The sequence below is a fragment of the Mycobacterium sp. E1386 genome (genome assembly GCF_001672745.1).
In the GTDB taxonomy this organism is placed as follows: domain Bacteria; phylum Actinomycetota; class Actinomycetes; order Mycobacteriales; family Mycobacteriaceae; genus Mycobacterium.
In genome coordinates this window covers 1-2627 of the sequence record NZ_LZKH01000193.1, presented here as the reverse complement: position 1 = coordinate 2627, position 2627 = coordinate 1, and the positions used below count along the sequence as shown (strand labels likewise).

3 protein-coding genes and 1 pseudogene are annotated in these 2627 nt (G+C 63.8%); 3 read left to right on the top strand and 1 reads right to left on the bottom strand.

Annotated features, from left to right (window positions below; genetic code table 11):
• The 3 genes from A5709_RS19625 to A5709_RS19615 all read left to right on the top strand — a co-directional run.
• Positions 1-627: glycosyltransferase (locus A5709_RS19625; protein ID WP_369827382.1), on the top strand; the 627-nt coding region annotated here is incomplete at its 5' end.
• 132 nt (positions 628-759) lie between these two features.
• Positions 760-1563 carry a TylF/MycF/NovP-related O-methyltransferase gene (locus tag A5709_RS19620; RefSeq protein WP_068121796.1) on the top strand — a complete coding sequence of 268 codons (804 nt, stop codon included), beginning with the start codon at positions 760-762 and terminating at the stop codon, positions 1561-1563.
• A gap of 113 nt (positions 1564-1676) precedes the next feature.
• On the top strand, positions 1677-2480 hold the full coding sequence (locus A5709_RS19615; RefSeq protein WP_068121792.1) for a class I SAM-dependent methyltransferase: 804 nt from the start codon (positions 1677-1679) through the stop codon (positions 2478-2480).
• 9 nt (positions 2481-2489) lie between these two features.
• On the opposite strand, the pseudogene A5709_RS28525 reads toward A5709_RS19615, so the two are convergent.
• Positions 2490-2627, bottom strand: a pseudogene (locus A5709_RS28525) (hypothetical protein); the annotation flags it as partial.

Below are 2627 nucleotides of genomic sequence, written 5' to 3'. Positions count from 1 at the left end.
GACCGACGGCCCTTCGTCGGCGCGCTGACGATGGAGTTGACCACCGACGCCGATGAGGACGTAGCGTCGTGGATCGCCGCGGGAACACCGCCGATCTGCTTTGGTTCGGGCAGCATCCCCCTCGAATCCGCTTCCGCCACAGTCGAAATGATCAGTAAGGCCTGCGCGAAGCTAGGCGAGCGGGCGCTCTTATGTTTCGGCGGAACCGATTTCAGCGGCGTGCCGCATTTCGACCACGTCAAAGTCGTGGGCGTGGTGAACTACACAAAGATCTTCCCGGCATGTCGCGCGGTCGTCCACCACGGTGGCTCCGGAACCACGGCTGCGGGTCTGCGAGCCGGAATCCCGACGTTGATCCTTTGGACCGCGGGAGACCAGCCGTTCTGGGGGTCCCACATCAAACAATTGAAGGTGGGCACATCCCGCCGCTTCTCGTCGACCACCCCCGAAACGCTGGTCAAAGACCTGCGCATGATCCTCGCCCCCGAGTACGCCGCTCGGGCGCGCGAGATCTCTGCCCAAATGACCAAGCCCGCTGACAGCGTGGGGCGCGCCGTCGATCTGCTGGAGAGCTTCACCCGCTCGGGGCGCTGTGATCGCGCCGCCGGAGTGAAGCGTAGTCCCTGAGATCGCGATGGCCCGAGGTGCAAGTTGGCAATTCGGACCAAGTTAGTGGATAGACTGCGAAACGCATTGAGGGCGTCGACGGACGTCTAGGCTCATGACCGGGAGTACTGGCATGCGGATTAAGGGGCAGCTTTGGCCGTGACTGACCACGACACGCGGTTTGCGTACCTGGACTTGCTCCGACGCGATTTGACCCGGTACGGCAATGACGAGCTGGTGCCGGTGGGCTGGTACCGCTTGGGGCGCCCCTTGTTCAGCACCCGCAATCTCATGCTCGTCCGCAAGCGCCCGTTCAATAAGCACGCGCGAGATCTGGGGCTGGATTGGCCGGCGGATGCCTTGACGATGATCGGTATGCAGCGGCTGACGAGCCTGCAGCATTGCGTGGAGACGGTGCTGGAAGAGGACATCCCCGGCGACCTGGTGGAGTGCGGCGTGTGGCGCGGCGGGGCGTCGATCTTGATGCGGGCCGTCCTGGCCGCCCACGGGGATGAAAAGCGCTGCGTGTGGCTGTGTGACTCGTTCGCCGGCGTACCGCCGCCCGATGTCGCAAACTACAAGCAGGACAAAGGGATTACGCTGCACCGGCACGCGCGCATCCTGGGAATTCCCGAGTCCGAGGTCAGATCCAACTTCGAGCGGTACGGGCTGCTCGACGACCAGGTTCGGTTCGTTCCGGGCTGGTTCAAGGACACCTTGCAGGACGCACCCATCGATCGCATCTCGGTTCTGCGGCTGGACGGCGACCTGTACGAGTCGACGATCCAGGCGCTCGACGCGCTTTATCCGCGGCTGTCACCCGGAGGCTTCTGCATCGTCGACGACTATCACGCGATCAAGGCATGCGAGCAAGCGGTGACGGACTACCGCGAAAAGCACGGCGTGACCGCGGAGATCGTCGAGATCGACGGCACCGGCGTGCTGTGGCGCAAGTAGACCGCGTCCGAGTGTCCAGTTTGAAAGTTCGTGGCTGCCAAAAGCTTTGCTCCTAGGGCTGACGAGCCGGTGAACCCGTCGAATTCGTCGCGGCTGAGGTGTCCGCGAGTGTTATGGTTGCCGCCGTGGCATCAGGGCTGACAACCGGAACCCGCCTGCGGATGTGGTGGGTACGCACCGAGTATTGGCTCGCGCGGACCATTCTCCCCGACGTTTACGCCAACGACGCGTTGGTCACGTTCAACAACTACCACGCGTTTTTGGACGATCCCGACTTCCAGCGCGCCTACCGGCGCGGTGCCCGATCCCTGGGCAAAGAGGACTGGTATCAGTGGCAGTGGCGCGTGCACGTGGGGCTGTGGGCGGCGGCCAGCGCCAGCAAGCTTGACGGCGACTTCGTCGAATGCGGCGTGAGCTACGGGTTCCTGAGCAGCGCCATCATGGAGTACCTGGACTGGGACCAGCTGGGGAAGACCTTCTACTTGCTCGATACCTTCGCCGGACTGGATCCACGCTTCGTCACCGAGAGCGAACGCCGGGCCGGGGCACTGGAGATCAGTGAAGATCACCTGCGCAACGGTATGTACGCCAGCGGAGTCGACAGTGTCCGCGCGAATTTCGCGGAGTGGCATAACCACCGCATCATCGTCGGTGCGGTCCCGGAGACGCTCGACGAGGTCGACGCGAAAACCGTGGCCTATCTGCACATTGACATGAACTGCGCCCCACCGGAAGTCGCCGCACTGCGCTATTTCTGGCCACGGCTCACTCCCGGTGCCTTCGTGCTCTTGGATGACTACGCGAACCGGGGGCGCGACGAGCAGCGCGCCGCCATGGATGCGGTGGCAGATGAACTGGGTGTAAAGATCTGCGCGTTGCCCACGGGGCAGGGCCTGCTGATCAAGCCGGCTCGTTAAGCAAGCGCTTCAGTCGGAAGGCTTCTCACGGGCAGCCTTTTCCAAGAGATCGGCGGCCTTAGCGACGCTCTCGGCAGGGGTCGTCATCCGGCTGGCGAGTTCCCGGGCCCGGGTCGCGTATTCGGGGGCGAGGATCTCGCGCAGGTC